Source organism: Microbacterium sp. SSM24, from assembly GCF_025989145.1.
GTDB lineage: Bacteria > Actinomycetota > Actinomycetes > Actinomycetales > Microbacteriaceae > Microbacterium.
The window spans coordinates 1,930,697-1,950,498 of record NZ_JAPDNQ010000001.1; the positions used below are offsets into that span (position 1 = coordinate 1,930,697).

Below are 19,802 nucleotides of genomic sequence, written 5' to 3' on the forward strand. Positions count from 1 at the left end.
GCGGCGGGCGGAGCAGCGGGCGGAGCAGCGGGCGGAGCAGCGGGCGGAGCAGCGGGCGGGGCAGCGGGCGGGGCAGGGTGCGGGGTCAGCAGCCGGGCTGCTTGTTGCGCAGCTTCGCGGTGAGATCGCGCAGCTGGGTGAGTTCGTCGTCGCTGAGCAGCGACATGCGCGCCGCGATCGCTCGTCCGTGCGCACTCGCCAGCCGACGGAAGAGGGCGGCTCCGGCATCCGTCGCCCGCACGAGTGAGCCGCGCCCGTCATCGGGATCCGCGCACTTGGCGATCAGACCGCGGACCGCCATGCGATCGACGAGGCGTGAGACGCTCGGCTGGCTGATGAGCATGTTGGCGGTGACGTCGCGCAGGCGCGCGGTCATGCCTTCGCCGCGCGTCACCGTGAGGAGCACGTCGTACTCGGCCTGGCTGAGCGTGTCTTCGTCGAAGTCGTCGTTGATGTCGTCGAAGACCTCGTGCTGCGCGCGGAACAGGCTTTCCCACGCGTCGATGGCGAGGCGTCGATCCGTCATAGCGACAAGAGTAGGGCCAAAGGCGACCCTTTAGGCTGGGCGCATGGGGACAGTCTCGTCCGTTGCCGCGCGCGCCCGCACGCTCACGGTGATCGCCTTCGCGGTGATGCTGGCGCTCGGGTCGGTGCTGTGGGGAGGGATGCCGCGCGCCCTCGCCGATGTGAACGACTTCGAGTTCGAGAGCCTCGACGTCGTGTACGAACTCGGGCGAGCGGACGACGGCACCAGCACGCTCACCGTGATCGAGACGTTCGTCGCCGTCTTCCCGGAGTTCGATCAGAACCGCGGCATGCAGCGACGGATCCCCGACTCGTACCTCGGCGCTCCGCTGCGCCCGCACCTGGTGTCGATCACCGACGGGGACGGGAACCCCCGCGAGGCGGAGACCGAGTCGGACGACGACTACTACATCATGACCTCACGCGCGGGCGACTTCGTCCACGGCCGGCAGACGTACGTGTTCACCTACACGCTCGAGAACGTCGTGCGCCATTTCGAGGACACCGGCGTCGACGAGTTCTACTGGAACGTCAACGGCACCGAGTGGCAGCAGCCGTTCGGTCGCGTCACCGCGCGCGTGACGATGGCGCCCGAGGTCGCCGACGGTCTCACCGGTGCACAGGCGTGCTACGTCGGATACGAGGGCTCGACCGACACGTGCGCCATCGCGACCGTCGGCGCCGCCGTCGAGGCATCCGCGGGTCCCGTGCTCCCGTACCAGACGATGACGCTCGCGATCGGGTTCGATCCCGCGACCTTCGAGGAGTTCGACGCGTCGTACCTCGCGTCGCCGTGGGGGTGGCTGCAGTCGCTGTCGGCGCTGGGCATGGTCGGCGCGTTCGTGTGGGCGCTCGTCGTGCGCAGGCGCCACCTGCGAGACGAACCGGGCCGCCCCGTGATCATCGCCGAGTACACGCCGCCGCGCATGGTCGATGCGCTCGAGGGCGCCGTCATGCTCGGGCTCACGACCAAGGCCATCCCCGCCGAGGTGCTCGAACAGGCGGTCGTCGGGAGCCTGCGCATCGTCGAAGGCGAGCACAAGTTCTGGGGCGGGGTGAAGCTGAAGGCGCAGCTCGTCGATCCGTCGAAGGCCGACGGTGACGGGCGGATGCTGCTCGAAGGCCTGTTCCCGGACGGCGTGCCGGGCGAAGAGTTCGAGTTCGGTCGCACCGATACGCGCTTCTCGTCGGCGGCGCAGTCGATCCTGAAGGCCGCGAACCAGGAGCTGGTGAACCGGCGCCTGCGCCGCGAGGTGCCGGCACGCGTGCGAGTGCTGCCGCTGCTCGCGGCGATCGGCGCCGCCGTGCTGATCTTCCTGACCGGTTTCGCGGCCCTCGACGGCATGGTGAATCCGCTCGTGCCGATCCTGCTGATCGTGGGTGCGGTGCCGGCCACGATCGTGATCGGCGGACTCGTGGCACGCAAGCCGCTGACCGCACTCGGCGCAGAGACGCGTGACCACCTGCTGGGGCTCAAGGAGTTCATCGAGTGGGCCGAGGCGGACCGCATCCGCATGCTCCAGTCGCCGCAGGGTGCGGAGCGCGTGCAGATCGACACCACCGACCGCGGCTCGGTGCTGCGCCTCTACGAGACGCTGCTGCCGTACGCCGTGGTGTTCGGGCAGGAGAAGGACTGGGCGAGGGAGCTCGCGGTGCTCTACGGTCCGGGCGCGTCACCGGTCTGGTACGCCGGGTCGGGCGGATTCGATGCGTCGTCGTTCTCGTCGGGGATCTCGACGCTGTCGGCGAGCACCGCGTCATCCTCGTCGACGTCGGGCGGCTCGGGCGGCGGCGGATCCGCCGGCGGTGGTGGTGGCGGAGGCGGTGGCGGCGGGGTGTGATTCCGCGTGCGTCCGCGATCCGCGCAGAACGACGGCAAGAGTAAGGGCCGGTCGGAGAGGCTCCCGACCGGCCCTTGTCCCTTGCACCAAGAGTGTCCTGCAATCACATTCCGGTAGCTGCCACAGCAAAACAACTACCGTGCAAGCACTCTATAACGGAGAGATAACGACGACAAGGGTGTGGCGTTATCTTTTTGTGATTTCTTCGCAGCGGCACCGCTGAGGCCGCTTCACACCCCCGACTCGACCCTCTGAACACCAGAAAAACCCCCGTTCCCCCGGCCGCAACCAGCCGTCCAAAGGCGGAACTGAGCCGGCACAGTGCCCAATCCTGCGGTTCGTCGGAGCCTCGTGGATTCCTTGCGGAAACGTTGCGCATCCCCCGTGAGAACCGCAAGTTCGGTCTTCCAGGCTGTTCTCATCAGGCAAAGCACACCGCAGAGCCGACAGACCAGCGGGCCCCAGACCCGCCAACTGATAGGGGAAAGTCATGAAGAAGTCCATGAAGGGCACGATCGCCATCGCAGCCGGTATCGCACTGCTCCTCGGCGGCGGCGGATCGATGGCCTACTGGCAGGGCACCGCGTCGACGAGCTCCGCTGTCGTCCAGACCGGCGAGCTCGGCATCACCGTCGGCTCGAACCCGACCTGGCAGGTCAAGCGCGGCACCACCACGACGCCGATCGCGAACATCAGCACCTTCAAGATGGTCCCCGGCGACCAGGTCATCTACACGGTTCCGTTCCAGACCGTCGCCGCCGGCACCAACCTCACTGCGAGCGGCTCGATCGCGTGGGGCGGCTTCTCCAGCGTTCCCGCTCACCTGACCGCGGCCACCACGGGCAGCACCTACAACAGCGTGGCCATCTCGGGCACGACGTTCACCGTCGCCCAGGGCACCGCCAACGGCTCGCTCGTGTTCACGCTGACCTGGCCCTTCGGCGCCAACGCCACCAACGACACCGCTGCCGCGACGATGAACCAGAACTGGAACCTCGGCGCCACCACCGTCACCGTCACGCAGACCGCCAACGGCGCGACCCCCTGACGCTGGCCCTCTGACTGAAGGAGCCGGGTGGAACCCGATCCACCCGGCTCCTTCACCCACCCGCACTCGAACCACCACTCGAAAGAGGCAGACGGATGTCGCGCAAGAAGACGGGAGCTCCCCTCGGAGTCGCCGGACTGATCGCCGGCATCGTCGCCATCGCCGTGGTGCTCGCACCGGGCACCCTGAGCTACTTCGTCTCGAGCAAGCAGACCCAGGCGGTCTCGGTCTCGACCGGACAGGCCGCCCTCACCATCTCGGGAACCGGCGGCTCGAACTCCGGGGTGTACCCCGGCGGACCCGCGCAGCTCATCGCGTCGCGGTCCATCACGAACGGCGGCGATGTCGCCCTCACGCTGACCTCCGGCTTCACCGCCACCGGCAACCTCGCCTCGAGCGTCGTGCTCACCACGAGCGTCCAGACCGGTGCCTGCGCCGCGACCCCGCCCGGAACCTGGCCCACCGACTCCGGCCGGTGGCAGGGCACCACGGCCGGCCTCACGACCTCCGTCCCGACCACGATCGCGATCGGCGCGACCCGCACGCTGTGCGTGTGGCAGAGTCTGGGCGTGAACACTCCGAACGGCACCCAGGGTCAGTCGGCCGCCGTGAGCATCACGGTCACCGGCACCCAGGTCGCCCCCTGACCGTCCCGATACCTCCCGATTCCCCGCAGCGAGACGAAAGCACATCATGACGAAGCGAGCCAAGATCATCACAGCGCTGGTCGCTGCGGTGGCGCTCGTCGTCGTCACGCCGCTCGCCGCCGTCGCGTACTGGGTGGTCTCGACCCAGCTCGCGGTCACGGCGCAGGCGAGCACGTTCTCGATCGCTCCGTACGCGGTGGCTCCGTCATCGGCGAGCTTCACCGGCTGGGAGGGCACGCAGTACTACGCCGCACCCCTGACCAACAACGGCGCGACTCCGTGGAGCGGGCAGACCGTGTCGCTGGCGGCATCCTCCGGATTCGGCGCCGCAGCCGTCGCCACCGCGCAGGTCGCGTTCAACTCGGCCTCCAGCGCCTGCCAGAACGACGCGACCTACACGTCGGTCACGCCGCAGAGCGCCCTCGGCGCCTCGTCGTGGTCGTCGACCGCCACCGTCGCGCCGGCCGCCACGATCTACGCGTGCGTGAAGGTCGACATCACCGACACCGACACCCAGACGCCCTCGGGCCAGCCCGCCCCGGCGCCCAGCCTCACCCTGACGACCACGGCGACGGCGGCGCAGCGCAACTGGACCGATGCGGAGTCGGCGGCGCTGACGGTCGCAAGCACCGGCTGGGCTGCATGCACCAACAGCGGCAGCAACGCCACCCTCACGCTCCCGGCTCAGGTGCCGGCCGGCACGTACACCGTCGTGCGCAACGACACCGGCGCGACGTTCACCGGCACGGTCGCCGCCAACGCGCGCACGACCTTGACGCTCACCAATCCCGCCACGTCGGGTACGGAGACCGCGGAGACGTACGTCACCGTCAAGAACTCGTCGGGCGCGGTGGTCGCGGTCGCGAACCTGACGTTCCGCTCCTCGTACGTCCTGTGGATCTTCTTCACCAAGAGCCTGATCTGCGCATGACCGGGGGAGTGGTGGACGGCTACGCTCAGCCGCAGGAGAGAATCGTCGACGAAGAGGACACCGCGATGACGGATGCCGAGACCCCGGCGTCTCGTGCCGATGCCCGTCGCGACGGCGACGAGGACCGCGTCTCGATCCCCCGCATGATCTTCCGGGCGGTGTCGTGGGTGCTCCTCGTGGCGGTCACGCTGCTGGCCCTGGTCGTGGTCGTGGTGCCGCTCGTCACGGGCGCGAAGCCCTACACGATCCTGACCGGGTCGATGGCTCCGCAGTACCCGCCGGGCACGCTCGTCGTCGTCAAGCCGGTCGATGCCTCCGAGATCAACCTCGGCGACGTGATCACGTATCAGCTCGAGTCGGGCAAGCCCGAGGTCGTGACGCATCGCGTCGTGGCCGTGGGGACGGATGCCGAGGGCGGCCGGATCTTCACGACCCGCGGCGACGCCAACGACGGCGACGATCCCGAGCCGGTACGGTCCGTGCAGATCGTGGGCAAGCTCTGGTACTCGGTGCCCTACATCGGCTGGATCAACAACGTGGTCACCGGTCAGGCGCGCGCGCTGGCCCTGCCCATCGTGGTCGGAGGGCTCTTCGTCTACGGCATCGTCACCATCTCCCTGGGATTCCGCGACCGCCGGCGTGCGAAGGCTGCGCTCGCTCGGGACGCCCAGGACTCGGCGAACCCGGCACCGGAAGACGACTCCGCCGCGAAGGACTGAGGCCCGACGACCGGACGGGCCGGGGCGCGGCATCCGCTGGTCGTCCTTCTCTGCGGTTACGCTCGCGGCATGCCGCTCAGCAACACCCGCCGAGCGCGCGCCGGCCGTCGACGCGCTCGACGCGTCGCCGCCGCCGACAACGACCTGACCCTCGATGAGTGGGAGTCGATCGTCGAGGCCTGGGGGGCGTGCGCGTACTGCGGCTCGATCGCCGGACCGCTGCAGAAGGACTGCGTGCTGCCGATCTCGCGCGGCGGTCGATACACCTTCGACAACGTCGTGCCCGCCTGCCGGTCGTGCAACGCGAGCAAGAGCAACGACGAGGTCACCGCGTGGCTGCGGCGCAAGCGACTCGACGAGCGGGCCTTCCTGCTGCGGCACGTCGAGATCCTGGGAGCCTGGCGGTCGACGGGAGGCCCCGCGTGACCATCACCGTTCGCCCGTACGAGTCCCGCGATTGGGACGACATCCGGCGCATCCACGACGCCGCCCGCCTCGACGAGCTCGGCGGCGCCGGGCTGCTCGAGGCGTACCTCGATCTCGAGGCGACGTACGAGAACGAGGGTCTCTTCGACGATGAGGTGTGGGTCGCCGAGGTCGACGGACGCGTCTCGGGCTTCATCGCCGGGTCGTCCGAGGAGATCACATGGGCGTACGTCGACCCGGCGCTCTACCGTCGGGGCGTGGGCCGCGCGCTCGTCCAGCACGTGCTGGATCGCGCGACCGGACCCGTCGAGCTCGAGGTGCTGGAGGGCAACAGCGCCCGCGCTTTCTATGAGGCCGTCGGCTTCGCGTGGGAATCCACGACGACAGGCAAGCTCGCCGGGAACGAGTCGTTCCAAGCCACCGGTCACACGCTCGTCTGGCGTCCCGCGCCGGCTGCGGACTGACCGCGACGGCGCACGTCAGCGGGCCGTGAGCAGACCGATACCCTCGAGCACCGCGGCGTGCGTCCTGGGAGAGGCGAGCACGCGGAAATGACCGGGCGCGGGGACCACGACGTTGGTGGCGCCGTCGAGCGCACTGCCCTCCGGAATATGGGGGTCGTAGGGTCCGAACACCGACACGATCCGTCCGTTGACCGACGTCTCGCGACCGAGCATGACGATCGTCTCGTTCCCGGGGAGGAAGGCCCGGATGCTGGGCACGAAGAACAGCCGAGCGCGGCGCGCGCCGCCGAACGGCGTGGCCACGGCGACGAGCCCGAGCAGGCCGAGCGGCGGGCGCCCGGCGTCGGGAGCCGCGGCCGCGGCGGCCGCGGCCGGGTCTCCGCCGACCGAGGCCTCCGCCGCGGCGGCGGTCGCCGCGCCCGTCGTGACCAGCACGTGCTTGCCGATGAGCCCGCCCTTGCTGTGGGCGACGAGCACGCGCCCGGCCGGGGCGGACGGGAGATCTGCGAGGACACGCGTGAGTCGATCGGCGGTCTCGGCGATCGCTCGGCGATTGACGCCCAGGCCGTGCACGACGCGCACGCGGTGTCCCGCCGCCGCGAGCGAGTCGCCCAGCGGCTTGAGAAAGGTCCAGTGCTCGTACACGCCGGGGAGCAGCACGACCTCGGGAAGACCGTCGGTGCCCGTCCGCCACCTCGGCGGTGTCGGGCGGCGGCGTCCGACGGCCCAGGGCAGGCCCAGGATCGCGAGCTGACGCCGGGCGGCGTAGATGTAGTCGGTGGTCCACCACAGTGCGCGCTTCAGGCTCCACGGCCTGCCGCCGTCGGGTTCGGGGCCGGCGAGGGTCATGGCGGAGAGTCTATGGCGCGACCGCACGAGACCGGCTCGCCGGACGACGCCGGCCTCAGCCCGTCGTCGTTACAGCGGGGACCCGGAACCGGCGGCGGTAGGCCGCGGGACTCAGTCCCGTCACGCGCTTGAAGAGCCGGCGGAAGAAGGCCGGATCCTCGTAGCCGACGGACCAGCCCACCGCCTCGACCGAGTCCTCGGTGCGCTCGAGGCGGCGCTTGGCCTCCTCGACCCGCACGCGCTGCACGTAGGCCAGCGGGCTGACACCGGTCGCCTCGGTGAACCGGCGCTTGAACGTGCGCCCGGCCAGCCCCGACCGCGCGACGAGCTGCTCGACCGGTGTCGCCACCGAGTAATGCGCCCGCAGCCAGTCCTGCGCGTCGTCGACGACCGCGTCGCCGTGTCCGGTGCGGCCCTCGAAGACCATGTACGGCGCGAGACCGTCCTGGTGCCATTGGAGCGCGAACATGCGTGCGGCCTCCTGCGCCACTGCTGCGCCTGCGAACCGACCGGTCAGGTACAGCACGAGGTCGTGCCAGGTCGTGGACGCGCCGGATGTGATGAGCTCGTCCCGCGTGCCGGTGACCATCAGCGCGCGCTCGGGATGCACCCGCACCGCGGGACTGGAGGCTTCGAGGTGGCGGGCGTAGTCGTAGTGGACGGTGACGTCGCGGTCGTCGAAGAGCCCGGTCTCGGCCAGCAGGAAGATGCCCGAGCAGGCTGAGCACAGCAGGGCGCCCTGATCATGCATCCGCGCCGCCCATTCGACGAGCTCCGGGTAACGGCCGCGCTTCCACCCCGCGGGGCCGAGCACGATCGAGGGCACGATCACGATGTCGGTCGCCGGGATGTCGGCGATGCTCCGCGCCACCGGCACGGGCACGCCGCTGACGCCCATCAGCGGCCCCTCCCGCTCTCCGACGATCTGCGCGCGGAACGGAGCCGGTCCCTCGCCGATCCGCATGAGCTCGAATGAGTTCAGCACGTCCAGCACACCGAACATCGTGGCCACACCCGTATCGGGCAGGGCGACCACGCTCACCGTCAGCGGCCTCTGTGCGGCCATCACATCCTCCTGAGAGCACATCGTGGCACGAATGGACCGAACGAGGGTCCGGATGCCTCTGAACGGCCGGGCGCGGCATCCGGAGCATGGAATCACAACGAACGAATGGACAAGGAAGGACCGGACATGAGAACGACAACCGTGGACGAGACGGCGCTGCAGGCGTTCGTCCTGAAGGCCGTGGACGACCTGGGCGCGGGGTACCTCGGCGTCATGGTGAGCCTGGGAGCCAGGCTCGGCTTCTACCGGGTGCTGGCCGACGACGGACCGCTGACCTCGACCCAGCTCGCGGCGCGTACGGATTGCGCCGAGCGCTACGTGCGGGACTGGGCGGCATCGCAGGCCGCCGCCGGGTACCTCGCGTACGAGGCCTCGACGCGGACCTTCGCGCTGACGCCCGAGCAGGAGCTCGTGCTGGCGAACGAGGAGAGCCCCGTGTACCTGCCCCCGGCATGGAACGTGCCCGCGGCGATGTGGTCGGACGAGTCCAAGGCGCTGCACGCCTTCCGCACCGGCGAGGGAATCGCGTGGGGCGACCACGACCCGCGACTGGCTCACGGAACCGCCGCGTTCTACCGCAACGGCTACCGCGCCGCCCTGACGTCGCAGTGGCTGCCGGCGCTCGAGGGCGTGGTCGAGTCGCTCGATCGCGGCATCGCCGTCGCCGACATCGGAGCAGGACACGGGCACACCACCGTGATGATGGCCGAGGCCTTCCCGCAGTCCCGCTTCTACGGGTTCGACAGCCACGGGCCCTCGGTCTCGGAGGCCCGGCGGAACGCCCGCACGGCCGGCGTCGAAGAGAGGGTGGTGTTCGAGCAGGCCCGCGCAGACGAGTACGAGCCCGCCGGCTTCGGCCTGATCTGCTTCTTCGACGCACTGCACGACATGGGCGACCCTCTCGGCGCCCTGCGGCACGCGGCGCGATCGCTCACCCCCGACGGCTCTCTCCTGCTCGTCGAGCCGAACGCGGCGGACCGCCTCGAGGACAACCTCACGATGATCGCGCAGACGTACTACGCCGCGTCGAGCATGATCTGCACCGCCCACGCGCTGGCGGACGGCGGCGAGCTCGTGCTCGGCGCGCAGGCCGGCCCTGCCCGACTCACCGAAGTGCTCCACGCCGCCGGGTTCGGCCGCGTGCGGGTCGTCGCCGAGACCCCGTTCAATCTCATCATCGAGGCCCGGCGCTGAGCAGCCGGTCGGCCCCGGCAGCGGTCGTGCGTGCGCGCGACTGCCGCCGGGGCCCTGGCGGGTCTACTGTCGGATCGTGCCCGAGGGACTCGAAACCCCGGTCGTCGTCGACTTTCCGCTGCGCGGGGAGAACTGGGTGGCGGTGACCACGCCGGTCGCCCGCGTGCCCAGCCACGGGGTCGACATCCTCGGGCAGCGCTACGCGTACGACTTCGTGAAGGTCGACGAGCGCCCCGGCGTGCACGTGCACCCCGCATCGGCATGGGTGACGTCGACGATCGGCGGGCGGACGGCGGACTGCTACGCCTGGGGTGCGGAGATCTGCGCGCCGTTCGATGCCGAGGTCGTGACCGCTGTCGACGGCATCGCGGAGCGCGGGTGGGTCAACCCGTTCCGTGAGGCCGCGCGCGGCATCTGGAACGGGCTCACGTTCCGTCCTGGCAAGATCGCGGCCATCCTGGGCAACCACGTGATCCTCCGCGCCGGCGGCGTCTACGCGGGGTTCGCGCACCTCGCCCCGGGCACGGTCGCCGTGCAGCCGGGCGAGCGGATGCCGGTGGGCGGCGTCCTCGGTCGAGTCGGCCACACAGGCAATTCGACCTCGCCCCATCTCCACTTCCAGCTCATGGACAGCGCCGACCTGATGGCCGCGAAGGGGATCGCGTGCGCGTTCCGCGCGTACGACGTGCGGGCAGACGGCGGGTGGAGTCGCGTCGAGTCGGGATTCCCCGGCCCCCGCGAGCGCCTCCGCTCCGTCGACGACGCCTGAGCGTCGCGGCGGAGGCCGCCCGTGCGCGCGCGGAGAGGGCCAGGATGGAAGCATGACCTCGATCCCCACCGTGACCCTCAACGACGGCACCTCGTTCCCCGAACTCGGCCTCGGGACCTACAACCTGCGCGGGGAGGACGGCATCGCCGCGATCGTCAGCGCGATCGAGACCGGATACCGGCTGCTCGACACAGCGGTGAACTACGAGAACGAGCGCGAGGTGGGCGAGGCCGTGCGACGCAGTGGTCTCGAGCGCGACGAGCTCATCGTCACCTCGAAGATCCCGGGCCGCCATCACGGGTACGAGCAGGCCATCGACAGCATCCAGGGATCGCTGGGGATGCTGGGGCTCGACAGGATCGACCTGCAGCTCATCCACTGGCCGAACCCGAGCGTGGGAAAGTACGTCGACACCTGGCGCGGCATGATCGAGGCGCGCGAGCGCGGCCTCGTCCGATCGATCGGGGTCTCGAACTTCACTGAGGCGATGCTCGCCGAACTGATCGACGAGACCGGTGTCGTGCCCGCGGTCAACCAGGTCGAGCTGCACCCGTACTTCCCGCAGACCGCCCTCCGTGCGTTCCACGCCGAGCGCGGCATCCGCACCGAGAGCTGGAGTCCGCTCGCCCGCCGCAGCGAGCTGCTCACCGAGCAGCTGCTGCAGGAGCTCGCGGTCGTGCACGACGTGACGCCGACGCAGCTCGTGCTGCGATGGCAGGTGCAGGTCGGCAGCACGCCGATCCCGAAGTCGGCCGATCCCGATCGTCAGCGAGAGAACGCCGACGTCTTCGGGTTCCGCCTGACCGACGAGCAGGTCGCGGCGATCTCCGGGCTCGAGCGCGGCCGCCTGTGGGACGGCGACCCCGACACCCACGAGGAGATGTAGCCGCCAGTCGCCAAGACACGCCGTGCGTGGTGCCGCCCTGTCGGCGTGTCTTGGCGGCTCGACGGACGGGGCGCGGTCATTGCGACGCGAGCCAGCCGGCGAACGTCTCGCTGCCGAGCGTCGCCTCGCCCGACGGCAGGGCCAGGCCCGCGCGCATGCCCTTCATCTGCGGCCCGGGCAGGCTGATCGACGGCATCCAGCCCCTGTGACCGGTGTGCCGGGCGAACGCACGGACCATCTCGTCGAGGCGCTCCTCGCGGGGTCCGGTGAGATCGCGCGCGCGGCCCTGCGCCGGTCCGGCGACGATCGCCGCGAGGTGCTCGCCCACCTCGCGCGCCGCGATCGGCTGAACCCGCGCCCGGGGCGCGACGTGCAGCGGTCCGACCTTGGCCTGGGCGTACACCTGCCCGGCGAACTCGTGGAACTGCGTCGCCCGCAGGATCGTCCAGGGAACAGCGGATGCCTCGACCACCTGCTCCTGCGCCAGCTTGCCGGCGTAGTAGTCGTACGGCATCCGGTCGATGCCGACGATCGAGAGCAGCACGACGTGGCGCACACCCGCCCGGCGGGACGCCTCGACGAGGTTCCCGGTGGCCGTGGTGAAGAACTCCGTCGCCGTCACGGCTTTGAGCGTCGAGACGTTGGCGGTGTCGATCACCGCGTCCACTCCCTCGAGCGCCGCGTCGAGTCCCTTCCCGGTGAGGAGGTCGATCCCCTCGCTGCGCGTGAGCACGACGGGCTCGTGCCCCGCGGCGCGCACGGCGTCGACCGTGGGGCGGCCGACCGTGCCGGTTCCGCCGGCGATCGCGATCTTCATGGAGCGTCCTTTCGCGGGCGGTCCCTCCGCCCCTCGAATCTCCGACGACGCAGCGCGCCAGAATGTGAGGGATCGTCTCACATTCACCGGCGCCGCATCGTCGAACCTGCAGGAGGTGGCAATGGACGACGTCGAGCTGCTCGCGCGCGAGCGGCGGAACCTGCTCGCGCTCGCGTACCGGATGCTCGGAACGGTGGCCGACGCCGAGGACGCCGTGCAGGAGACGTATGTGCGCTGGTACCGGCTCACGGAGGCGGAGCGCTCCGAGATCCGCAACCCGGCCGCGTGGCTCACCCGCGTCGCCGGCCGCGTCTGCCTCGACCTGCTCGGCTCGGCACGCGCGCGGCGGGAGCGCTACGTCGGCGAGTGGCTCCCCGAGCCCGTGCCGGGGGAGTCGCCGATCGCGGCATCCGTCCCCCTCGGCCCGCTCGATCAGGTCACCCTCGACGACTCGGTCTCGACGGCCCTGCTGGTCGTGCTGGAGTCGCTCACACCGGCGGAGCGCGTGGCGTTCGTGCTGCACGACGTGTTCGGCGTGCCCTTCGCCGAGATCGCCGAAACGGTGGGGCGGACACCGGATGCTGCGCGCCAGCTCGCCTCGCAGGCTCGGCGTCGCGTGCGCGAGCGCCGCGCGGGCGCGGCTTCCCGCGAGGAGCACGATGCCGTCGCGCAGGCGTTCGCGACGGCCACCGCGACCGGAGACCTCGCGGCGCTCGTGGCCGTGCTCGACCCCGACGTGGTGCTGCGCGCCGACGGCGGCGGCCACGTCTCTGCGGCGCGACGCCCGGTGTTCGGAGCGGACCGTGTCGCGCGCTTCCTGCTCGGACTCCCGCACCTGCTGCCGGAGGCTCGAGTCGAGCCGACCGTCACCGCGGACGGCCTGGGGTTCCTCGTGACCGTCGACGGCAGAGCGGACGCCGTGCTCTCGCTCTCCGTCTCGGGGCAGCGCGTCACCGACGTCTACATCGTGCGCAATCCCGACAAGCTCACGCTGTGGCGGGAGTGAGCCGACGCCCCTCTTCAGGTCTCGTGCCGGATCTCGCAGTCGCTCCCCGGCGACAGAATCGCCTCGTGGCCGTCGTCGTACCGCACGACGAGCAGGGGAGCGTCCTCGTCACCTCGCACCTCGATGACCTCGCCGGCGCGCTCGGCCGATCCGACGATGCGCCCGTGGATGATCACGCGGTCGCCGACGCTGGCTCGCATTCGGATCACCTCCTGGCGCTCACGATACGACTCGCGGGCGAGGGGCGGAAGACGGATGCTGCTACAGCTGTGCGCCGTCGTCGTCGCGGTTGTCGATGCCGACGCTGCGACCGCGCCAGGACTCGTAGGCGATGAGCCATCCGATCGACACGGCGAAGGCGAGAAAGATGCCGACGAGGGGCTGGCCCCAGATCATTCCGAACACGATGCCCAGTGTGAAGATGAGCACGGTGCCGACCGCCCAGCCCGAGTGGCCGCGCGTCCAGCGTTTGCGAGGTGTGGTCATGGGGACAGCCTAGAGCCGGACCTGTCGGCCGCCGCGCCCCGGCGCTGTCACTCCGGAGTCGCGTTGAGCGCCAGCATCCAATCGATGCCGAAGCGGTCGGTGAGCATGCCGAAACGGCCGCCCCACGGTGGGGTGTCGAACGGCATCACCGTGGTGCCGCCGTCGGAGAGGGCGTCCCACCAGCCCTGCAGCGCGGCCTCGTCGTCGCCGCTGACCGACACCGAGATGCCCGCCGGCCGGCGGTACTCCATGCCCGTCGGTGTGTCGGCGCCCATCAGCACGAACCCGTCGGGGGTCGTGAGCTGCGCGTGCATCACGAGATCGTTCTCTGCCGGGTCCTGCACCATGCCCTCGAACTGCCCGAAGGTCGAGACGTCGAGCTCGCCGCCGAACACCGACTGATAGAACGTCATCGCCTCGCGAGCCTGGTTCTGGAACGAGAGGTAGGGGTTGAGGCTGGGCATGTGGTTCTCCTGGAGACGAGGACAGCGGATGCCGCGCCCGGCCGCGTGGCGGGATCCAGTGTGCTCCCCGCCTCCGACATCCGCCAGTGCCGGCGATCAGTCCTCGCGCGGCCCCTCCGCCGCCCAGGCGACGGCGTCGTCGACGGCGTCCACGCCGAAGATGCGCAGCTCGCACGGGAACAGGAAGGAGACGCCGTGGATGATCTCCGCGATGACGGAATGGTCCGTCACGAGGGCGATCCGGCCCCATATGTGCGCCGGCTTGCCCTCGAGCTCGGCGTCCTTCCACAGCGCGCCGAGCGAGTAGCGCTCGAACTCCTCGCCGAGCACGAACACGAGATTCACCTTCTGCCCGGCATCGACGGCGGCGTCGATCGCCGGGTCGAGCACGCTCTCGTAGTCGGCGGCGTCGACGGCGCCCACCGCGCGGAACCCGAGGACGCCGTCGGGCAGGCCGTGCATCGTCTCGATCATGCGCTCATCCTGGCGTGCCGTGTGAGGGCCGCCCGCGCGGCACGCCGATCGGGGCAGGCGGATTCGCGGGCGCGCGGCATCCGTCCGATGACGGGAATCGCCGCGTCGCGCGGACTCCGCGGGGTGCGCGATAAGGCGACCTTCGCGCACCGACGCGGGTGCGGGAACCCGCGACGTGCGCGATACGGCGACCTTCGCGCACCGACGCGGGTCAGCGGTCGCGGTGGTCCTCGGGGTGCAGTCGCGGAGCGCGGCGGGGCTCGTGCACGCCGCTGGCGTAGATCAGCCGGATCACCCGCTGCCGCTGGCCCGCCCACGGCGCGAGGAGTCGCAGCATGTCGTCGTCCTCGACGCGCGCGCCGGTGAGCGCGTAGCCCACCTCGTGCGCGAGGTGGAAGTCGCCGACGCTCACGGCATCGGGGTCTCCCAGGGCGCGGATGCGCGTCTCGGCCGAGGTCCACGCGCCGACGCCCGGCTGGCTCACCAGCACGCGGTCGACCGCTTCACCGTCGTCCGCCGCGAGAACGGCCCGCGCGATCGCGTCGCCGCGACGCGCGGCGCGCACGACGGTCTTCGACTGCGGAGGCTCGAGGCCCGCGCGATGCCACCCCCACGACGGCACGCGCTGCCAGCCGTCGATCGTCGGCGGTGCGAACATCGGGCGCGGGGTCGGGCCGGGTGCGCGCTCGCCGTACCACGTGAGGATCCGGCGCCACGCGGCGAAGGCCTGCAGGCCGGTGATCTTCTGCTCGAAGATCGCCGAGGCGAGTGCGTCGAAGACGAGGCCGGTGGCGCCGAGCCGAAGACCGGGGTTCCGGCGATGGGCCGCGGCGATGAGCGGATGCCGCGCCGCATCGAACTCGGACGGGTCGTCGCCGGCCCCGCACAGCGCCGGGAGCTGATCGAGCGCCCACTCGCGGCCCGGCCCCCACGCGGCGCCGCGCACGACACCGGGCTGCGTCTCGCGGACTGCGAGGGTCGCGATGCCCTCCGGCGTGCGACTGGTACGCCAGATCACCGACCCGGCGACGGTCATCGACGGGTCGTTCGCGCCGCGCCGCTGCACGAGGACGGTCCGTGCCAGATCGAGCGGATGCCGCGGCCGGTACTCGGTCTCGAGCGGTCGCTCGTGCGCCGGCCGGGTGTCGCGCACGGCGCCGATGGTGCGGCGGGCCGGCGCGACGAAGGTCATGCCACGACGATACGCCCCCGCCTCCGACATCCGGCGTGGACCGAGTCGGAAGCCGTCCGGGCGCATAACTCCTGCACATGGTGCAGGAGCACGACCCCGAGCCGCGCCCTGGCGCGCCTCCGGCACGCCACGGCGACGGAAGTGCAGGAGTTATGCGCCGCTCGAAGCGGAGGAGACCGACGCGGCGGGTCAGAAGCGGTCGGGCGAGGGGGTGCCGTGGCCGTAGCGGATGACGACGTCGGCGTGACGGTCGAAGCGGTAGCCGACCCCGCGCACGGTGCGGACGATGTCCTCGTAGCGGCCGAGCTTCGCGCGCAGGCGGCGCACGTGCACGTCGATCGTGCGCTCGCCCGGTGCCTCCTCCTCGGTGGCGCCCTGCCACAGCGACGTCACCAGCTCGGTGCGCTCGATCGTGCGGCCCTCGCGCAGCACCAGGTACTGGAGCAGCTCGAACTCCTTGAAGGTGAACGCGGCGGAGTCCCCGTCGATGAGCACGCGCTTGCGCGAGATGTCGACGACCACGCCGCCGCCGGCGCGGTCCTCGTCTTCGGGCTCCTCCTGCTTGGTGCGGGCGATGGCCGAGGGCTCGTGCAGCGCGAGGCGCACGACGTCGACGTCGCGACCGCCGGATCCGACGGGGGCGAGGGCGACGGTGGCATACGTCTCCGCACCGGGTGCGAGCTCGCCGAGCGTGCGGCGCAGGGCGTCGACGAGCACGCCGAGGCTGACGCCGGATGCCGCGGCCTTCGCCTCGTCGATCCCGACGTAGAGGGCGAAGCCGCGCGGTGCGGTGCCGGCCGGCAGGTGGCGCTGCGCGGCGGGCGCCTGCGCGGCGGGCGCCTGCGCGGCGGGCGCCTGCGCGGCGGGCGCCGGGGCGGCGACGGCCGGAGCGGGGCTGATGACGGCGCGGAGGTGGCGCACGGGGGAGTCGGTGGTGGTGGTGGTGGTGGTGGGACGCTCGAGGAGGGCGGTGGTCGACATGATGATGGTCCTAGCGGGAGGGAGCCCGGGCCGAGGGACGGCAGGAAGGGACTCGGATGTGCGTGTGCCCGGTGAGGGCTGTGCCCGTCGTCGGGCGTTGAGCGAGGCATCCGGTCGCGCGTGATCGACGCGTGGTTCCGGTGCTTCGGGGGACTCGCCAGGCCGTTGTTTCAGAAGCGGCGTGCGGGTCCGGCGGGGGTCACCGTGCTAGTGGCACATTCGACAACACATGGCAACGCGGCCGGCCATCATCATGCCGGCAGCTCCGTTCGCCTCCCAGGCGGACAGGTAGCGTGCGTTGTCAGTCATGTGGCCGATTATGACCGAGTGGGTCCCAATGCGTCAAATCGCACGGATACCGCGTTCCTTTCATGACGGAATGTGACACTTTGCTCAATCGGCGGGCGTGAGCGCGAGATGAGATTTGTTGGCTAATTCCACAAATGTCTTGCGTCGGCGATCGCGATGTGCCTAACATTCGAGTCGAAGCGTTTCCGCGAAGCGCTTCGACAGCGAATTTCCCCCAGACGATGAGGTCGACATGGCGAATATCAACGAGGTGGCCGAGGTCGCCGGCGTGTCGATCAGCACCGTGTCGTACGCACTCAGCGGAAAGCGCCCGGTCGCCGAAGACACCCGTCGCCGCATCGAGGCCGCGGTGCTCGAGCTCGGCTACAGCCCCAACGCGGGCGCCCGCATGCTGGCAGGGTCGCGCACCCAGATCTTCGCGCTGACCGAGCCGCTGCGAACCGATACGCACGCGCCGACCCACATGGCCTTCGTGCTCGCGACCGCGGTTGCCGCGCGCCGGAACGACTACGACATCCTCCTCCTCACGGACGAGCAGGCCCAGGCGGGTATGAGCCGGGTCGCCGCGAACGGCCTGGTCGATGCGATCCTCGTGCTGGACGTGGCCCCCGACGATGCGCGGGTCGCGCTCGCGCGGCAGATCACGACGCCCACCGTGTTCATCGGGATCCCCGACGACAACGACGGTCTGATCTGCGTCGACCTCGACTTCGAGGCCGCCGCGGCGCAGGCGGTCGACCTGCTCGCCGATGCCGGCCACCGTTCGATCGGACTCGTGGGGCAGACCGAGACGGCTTACGTGAAGTCGAACTTCCCGCCCCGCGTCCGCGCGAGCGTGCTCGGGCGGAGCGCCGAGCGCGGCGCCCGGGCCGCGTACGGCACGACCGGATCCAAGCACGCCAACCGCCAGGCGACCCGTCGCACGGTGGCCGAACTGCTGGACGGCGGCGCGACGGCCCTCATCCTCCACTGTGCGGACGACGCTCATGCGGCCGCGCTCGCCGAGCTCGACGCGCGCGGACTCCGGATTCCCGAGGATGTCTCGGTCGTGTCGGTCGGCGCATCGTTCGACCTGACCGCGCTGCCCGTCGCGCTCGACTCCCTGCCCCTCGTGCCCGAGAGGTCGTGCGACCTCGCCGTCGACCTCGCGCTGCAGGCGCTCGGCTCCGACCGTCCCGAGCCCGGTGTCCGGCTCATCCCTCCGACCTACACCGCCCGCGGCTCCATCGCCGCGCCCAGATCGTCGGAGGCCACGGCGGACTGACCGCCGCGGCATCCGATCCGCGTTTCGCTGCCCGCTATCGAAGCGCTTCGACAACTCAATCACACACCATCGCGACCAACGTTGGTCACCAAGAAAGGAGTGCCACCGATGGCACGAATCACACGCAAGAACGCCCGACGCGGCCTCGCCGCCGTGGGCGCCCTGACCGTCGGCGCGCTCGCGCTCGCCGGCTGCGCCGGTGGCGGCAGCGGCAGTGAAGGCGACGGCGACACGCTGAAGCTCTGGCACTACGAGGGCGAAGACAGCGCGATGGCGAAGGCCTGGAACGAAGCCATCAAGGTGTTCGAAGAGGAGACCGGCGCGACGGTCGAGTTCGAGCAGAAGTCGTTCGAGCAGATCCAGAAGACCGCGAGCCAGGTGCTCGACTCGGATGCCGCGCCCGACCTCATGGAGTTCAACAAGGGCAACGCGACGGCCGGGTTCCTCGCCTCGACCGGCCTGATCGCCGACATCTCCGACGCCGTCGACGAGTACGGCTGGGCGGACAAGCTCGCTCCGTCGCTGCAGACCACCGCCAAGTACACCGAGGACGGGGTCATGGGCGGCGACACCTGGTACGGCATCCCCAACTACGGCGAGTTCGTCGGCGTGTACTACAACGAGGAGGCCTTCGCGGCGGCGGGCCTCGAGATCCCCACCACCTACGACGAGTTCGTGGACGTGCTCGACGCGTTCGTCGCTCAGGGCATCACCCCGCTCGCCGAGGCCGGTGCGGAGTACCCGCTGGGTCAGCTGTGGTACCAGCTCGCGCTGACGCAGGCCGACCGGCAGTTCGTCAACGACTACCAGCTCTACGAGAACCCGGTCGACTGGCAGGGCGAAGAGCTCACCTACGCCACCGAGACCCTCCAGGAGTACGTCGACAAGGGGTACATCGCCTCGGACGTCTCGTCCGTCAAGGCCGAGGACGCGGGTGTCTCGTTCATCAACGGCACGGCCCCGATCTTCGTGTCGGGTTCGTGGTGGTACGGACGCTTCGTCGAGGAGGCCGGCTTCGACTGGACGCTGCAGGCGTTCCCCGACACGCAGCTCTCGCTCGGGTCGTCGGGCAACCTGTGGGTCGTGCCTGAGAACGCGGCCAACAAGGAGCTCGCGTACGAGTTCATCGACATCACGATGCGTCCCGAGATCCAGGCGATCATCGGCAACAACGGCGGCGTCCCCGTCGCCGCGGAACCCGCCGACATCACCGACGAGAAGAGCGCCGAGCTCATCGCGACGTTCAACGGGATCCTCGACAACGACGGACTGTCGTTCTACCCCGACTGGCCCGCCGCCGGCTTCTACGACGTCATCGTCCGTGAGCTGCAGGGTCTCGTGACCGGCACACAGGATGCCGAGACGACGAACGCCAACCTCGGCGCCGAGTACGAAGAAGGCACAGCGGACTTCCGCTGATCGATCGGCGGTGGGTGGCGGCGAC

The 19,802-nt window shown here is 70.5% G+C and carries 23 protein-coding genes; 13 read left to right on the forward strand and 10 right to left on the reverse strand.

Features of this window, described 5'->3' with window-relative positions; translation table 11 throughout:
• Window positions 1-85 precede the first annotated feature (85 nt).
• Window positions 86-526, reverse strand: coding sequence for a MarR family winged helix-turn-helix transcriptional regulator (locus OL358_RS08840; protein WP_264709611.1), 441 nt, complete (start codon window positions 524-526; stop codon window positions 86-88).
• A 43-nt stretch (window positions 527-569) separates the two neighbouring features.
• Between OL358_RS08840 and OL358_RS08845 the strand changes: the two genes are divergently transcribed.
• The 7 genes from OL358_RS08845 (at window position 570) to OL358_RS08875 (ending at window position 6,601) form a co-directional block, all read left to right on the forward strand.
• Window positions 570-2,366 carry a DUF2207 domain-containing protein gene (locus tag OL358_RS08845; RefSeq protein WP_264709612.1) on the forward strand — a complete coding sequence of 599 codons (1,797 nt, stop codon included), beginning with the start codon at window positions 570-572 and terminating at the stop codon, window positions 2,364-2,366.
• A 490-nt stretch (window positions 2,367-2,856) separates the two neighbouring features.
• Window positions 2,857-3,414, forward strand: coding sequence for an alternate-type signal peptide domain-containing protein (locus tag OL358_RS08850; protein ID WP_264709613.1), 558 nt, complete (start codon window positions 2,857-2,859; stop codon window positions 3,412-3,414).
• 95 nt (window positions 3,415-3,509) lie between these two features.
• Window positions 3,510-4,061 carry a hypothetical protein gene (locus OL358_RS08855; protein ID WP_264709614.1) on the forward strand — a complete coding sequence of 184 codons (552 nt, stop codon included), beginning with the start codon at window positions 3,510-3,512 and terminating at the stop codon, window positions 4,059-4,061.
• A gap of 46 nt (window positions 4,062-4,107) precedes the next feature.
• Complete coding sequence (locus OL358_RS08860; RefSeq protein ID WP_264709615.1) at window positions 4,108-4,992, forward strand: hypothetical protein; 885 nt, start codon at window positions 4,108-4,110, stop codon at window positions 4,990-4,992.
• Complete coding sequence (locus tag OL358_RS08865) at window positions 4,989-5,711, forward strand: signal peptidase I (RefSeq protein ID WP_264709616.1); 723 nt, start codon at window positions 4,989-4,991, stop codon at window positions 5,709-5,711. The genes OL358_RS08860 and OL358_RS08865 overlap by 4 nt, the downstream gene beginning before the upstream one ends.
• A 69-nt stretch (window positions 5,712-5,780) precedes the next feature.
• Window positions 5,781-6,137, forward strand: a complete 357-nt coding sequence (locus OL358_RS08870; RefSeq protein ID WP_264709617.1) for an HNH endonuclease — start codon at window positions 5,781-5,783, stop codon at window positions 6,135-6,137.
• Window positions 6,134-6,601: a GNAT family N-acetyltransferase gene (locus tag OL358_RS08875; RefSeq protein WP_264709618.1), complete on the forward strand. Its 468-nt coding sequence runs from the start codon at window positions 6,134-6,136 to the stop codon at window positions 6,599-6,601. Before OL358_RS08870 ends, OL358_RS08875 begins: the two co-directional genes overlap by 4 nt.
• A 15-nt stretch (window positions 6,602-6,616) precedes the next feature.
• On the opposite strand, the gene OL358_RS08880 is transcribed toward OL358_RS08875, so the two are convergent.
• Together OL358_RS08880 and OL358_RS08885 are read right to left on the reverse strand one after the other, a co-directional pair.
• Window positions 6,617-7,450, reverse strand: coding sequence for an esterase/lipase family protein (locus OL358_RS08880; protein ID WP_264709619.1), 834 nt, complete (start codon window positions 7,448-7,450; stop codon window positions 6,617-6,619).
• 55 nt (window positions 7,451-7,505) lie between these two features.
• Window positions 7,506-8,516: a GlxA family transcriptional regulator gene (locus OL358_RS08885; protein WP_264709620.1), complete on the reverse strand. Its 1,011-nt coding sequence runs from the start codon at window positions 8,514-8,516 to the stop codon at window positions 7,506-7,508.
• 126 nt (window positions 8,517-8,642) lie between these two features.
• Between OL358_RS08885 and OL358_RS08890 the strand changes: the two genes are divergently transcribed.
• From OL358_RS08890 to OL358_RS08900, 3 genes are all read left to right on the forward strand, one after another.
• Complete coding sequence (locus OL358_RS08890) at window positions 8,643-9,710, forward strand: class I SAM-dependent methyltransferase (protein WP_264709621.1); 1,068 nt, start codon at window positions 8,643-8,645, stop codon at window positions 9,708-9,710.
• Between the two features lie 76 nt (window positions 9,711-9,786).
• The gene (locus tag OL358_RS08895; protein ID WP_264709622.1) at window positions 9,787-10,479 is read left to right on the forward strand and encodes a M23 family metallopeptidase; all 693 of its coding nucleotides are present in this window, start codon (window positions 9,787-9,789) and stop codon (window positions 10,477-10,479) included.
• A 52-nt stretch (window positions 10,480-10,531) separates the two neighbouring features.
• Window positions 10,532-11,365, forward strand: coding sequence for an aldo/keto reductase (locus tag OL358_RS08900; RefSeq protein ID WP_264709623.1), 834 nt, complete (start codon window positions 10,532-10,534; stop codon window positions 11,363-11,365).
• A 76-nt stretch (window positions 11,366-11,441) separates the two neighbouring features.
• On the opposite strand, the gene OL358_RS08905 is transcribed toward OL358_RS08900, so the two are convergent.
• The gene (locus OL358_RS08905; RefSeq protein WP_264709624.1) at window positions 11,442-12,182 is read right to left on the reverse strand and encodes an SDR family oxidoreductase; all 741 of its coding nucleotides are present in this window, start codon (window positions 12,180-12,182) and stop codon (window positions 11,442-11,444) included.
• A 121-nt stretch (window positions 12,183-12,303) separates the two neighbouring features.
• On the opposite strand from OL358_RS08905, the gene sigJ reads away from it, so the two are divergent.
• Window positions 12,304-13,188: an RNA polymerase sigma factor SigJ gene (gene sigJ / locus OL358_RS08910; protein WP_264709625.1), complete on the forward strand. Its 885-nt coding sequence runs from the start codon at window positions 12,304-12,306 to the stop codon at window positions 13,186-13,188.
• Window positions 13,189-13,202: 14 nt separating this feature from the next.
• On the opposite strand, the gene OL358_RS08915 is transcribed toward sigJ, so the two are convergent.
• The 6 genes from OL358_RS08915 to OL358_RS08940 all read right to left on the reverse strand — a co-directional run bounded on the left by OL358_RS08915 (window position 13,203) and on the right by OL358_RS08940 (window position 16,785).
• The gene (locus tag OL358_RS08915; protein WP_264709626.1) at window positions 13,203-13,388 is read right to left on the reverse strand and encodes a DUF1918 domain-containing protein; all 186 of its coding nucleotides are present in this window, start codon (window positions 13,386-13,388) and stop codon (window positions 13,203-13,205) included.
• Window positions 13,389-13,449: 61 nt separating this feature from the next.
• On the reverse strand, window positions 13,450-13,674 hold the full coding sequence (locus OL358_RS08920) for a hypothetical protein (RefSeq protein ID WP_264709627.1): 225 nt from the start codon (window positions 13,672-13,674) through the stop codon (window positions 13,450-13,452).
• Between the two features lie 47 nt (window positions 13,675-13,721).
• Complete coding sequence (locus OL358_RS08925; RefSeq protein ID WP_264709628.1) at window positions 13,722-14,138, reverse strand: VOC family protein; 417 nt, start codon at window positions 14,136-14,138, stop codon at window positions 13,722-13,724.
• Between the two features lie 96 nt (window positions 14,139-14,234).
• Window positions 14,235-14,612, reverse strand: coding sequence for an STAS/SEC14 domain-containing protein (locus tag OL358_RS08930; protein WP_264709629.1), 378 nt, complete (start codon window positions 14,610-14,612; stop codon window positions 14,235-14,237).
• Window positions 14,613-14,823: 211 nt separating this feature from the next.
• Complete coding sequence (locus tag OL358_RS08935) at window positions 14,824-15,804, reverse strand: DNA-3-methyladenine glycosylase family protein (protein ID WP_264709630.1); 981 nt, start codon at window positions 15,802-15,804, stop codon at window positions 14,824-14,826.
• Between the two features lie 189 nt (window positions 15,805-15,993).
• Window positions 15,994-16,785: a winged helix-turn-helix domain-containing protein gene (locus OL358_RS08940; RefSeq protein ID WP_264709631.1), complete on the reverse strand. Its 792-nt coding sequence runs from the start codon at window positions 16,783-16,785 to the stop codon at window positions 15,994-15,996.
• A gap of 541 nt (window positions 16,786-17,326) precedes the next feature.
• Between OL358_RS08940 and OL358_RS08945 the strand changes: the two genes are divergently transcribed.
• Together OL358_RS08945 and OL358_RS08950 are read left to right on the forward strand one after the other, a co-directional pair.
• Window positions 17,327-18,358: a LacI family DNA-binding transcriptional regulator gene (locus OL358_RS08945; protein ID WP_264709632.1), complete on the forward strand. Its 1,032-nt coding sequence runs from the start codon at window positions 17,327-17,329 to the stop codon at window positions 18,356-18,358.
• Between the two features lie 108 nt (window positions 18,359-18,466).
• Window positions 18,467-19,777: an extracellular solute-binding protein gene (locus OL358_RS08950; RefSeq protein WP_264709633.1), complete on the forward strand. Its 1,311-nt coding sequence runs from the start codon at window positions 18,467-18,469 to the stop codon at window positions 19,775-19,777.
• Window positions 19,778-19,802: the final 25 nt, after the last annotated feature.